Consider the following 1419-nt stretch of genomic DNA (forward strand, 5'->3'; position numbering starts at 1 on the left):
TAGATGCGGTAATGGGCCCGGCTCCGAGCAAGGGGTGATGATGGTGGCTGTCCCCCGATAGATGATGAAACGGGGTCACGACTTGAGTCGGCCCCAAGCATCTGGAGACGGAGGACAGCCGTGGAGAACTATGCCGGAATTGACGTGTCATTGGAACTGTCGAGCGTATGCGTTGTGGATGCCCAAGGTAAAATCCTGAAGGAAGCGAAGGTCACGAGCGAACCCAACGCCTTGGTTGAATTTTTCGAGACGCTTGGCTTTGCAGTGAAGCGGATCGGGCTGGAGGCTGGGCCGCTGTCGCAATGGCTGCATGCCGGGCTGCAAAGAGCAGGGTTCGAGACGGTCTTGCTGGAAACGCGGCATGTGAAGGCAGCATTGTCAGCGATGACGGTGAAGACTGATCGCAAGGATGCACGCGGGATTGCCCAGTTGATCCGGATGGGATGGTTCCGCGCGGTGCACGCAAAGTCGATAGGGGCTCAGGAGATTCGAGCGCTACTGGTCGCGCGCAAGCAGCTTCTTGGGCGACTTATCGATGTGGAATTAAGTATCCGCGGGATTTTGCGTGGCTTTGGGCTGAAGGTTGGCCCGGTGACGCGGAAGAATTTCGAAGCGCGGATCCGAGAGTTGGTTGCGGGTCAGGCGACATTGGAGCGCATTGCCACAGCGATGCTTTCGGCGCGATCGGCCTTGAAGGCAGAGTACGGAAGGCTACACAAGGCCGTGCTGGCAATTGTGCGTGACGATGCGGTTTGTCGCCGGCTCATGACAGTGCCGGGCGTTGGTCCCCTGGTGGCTGTTACCTACAAATCGGCGATTGATGATCCTCATCGCATCGTAAAATCGAAGGCAGCAGGCGCGCTATTCGGGCTCACGCCAAAGAAATACCAATCAGGAGAAAAGGACGTCACGGGCGGGATCACGCTGGCCGGAGACGAGATAGTGCGCACGGTGTTGTATGAGGCCGCCAACGTTCTGCTATCGCGCATCACGCGGTTCTCAAAACTCAAGCGTTGGGGGATGGACGTCGCCAAGCGGCGAGGTTCGAAGCGCGCAAAAGTTGCTCTGGCACGTAAGCTCGCAGTGATCCTGCATCGGATCTGGGTCGACGGCACAACTTACCGATGGACCGAAGCGGGGCCGATCGCGGCATAGAAGACGTGGAGGAGATCAAGAACGCAACCGGGCTGAACTGAAGCCCAGTGCCCGAAGTCCCGTCGCCGGGACGGTGGATCCGGTGAAGCCGTTACACGCCCAGTGGCCGTCATCTGACGAACCACGCGTATCTAGATAGGCTCACCGCTCCCTCTGACAGCATGATGTGGCGGCCAGGCGTTGACCACGGACAGAAGCATGAGTTCGGCGGCGTGACGTTCACTCGGGAGGCTTGACATCATCGGGCCCATTACAGAAGGGCGT

At 58.9% G+C, this 1419-nt stretch carries 1 protein-coding gene; it reads left to right on the forward strand.

Annotated features, from left to right (window positions below; translation table 11 throughout):
• The first annotated feature begins 120 nt into the window (after positions 1-120).
• Positions 121-1155: an IS110 family RNA-guided transposase gene (locus tag E4K65_RS46620; protein WP_135179752.1), complete on the forward strand. Its 1035-nt coding sequence runs from the start codon at positions 121-123 to the stop codon at positions 1153-1155.
• Positions 1156-1419 lie beyond the last annotated feature (264 nt).

Origin of the sequence: Bradyrhizobium niftali (assembly GCF_004571025.1) — a bacterium.
Lineage (GTDB): Bacteria > Pseudomonadota > Alphaproteobacteria > Rhizobiales > Xanthobacteraceae > Bradyrhizobium > Bradyrhizobium niftali.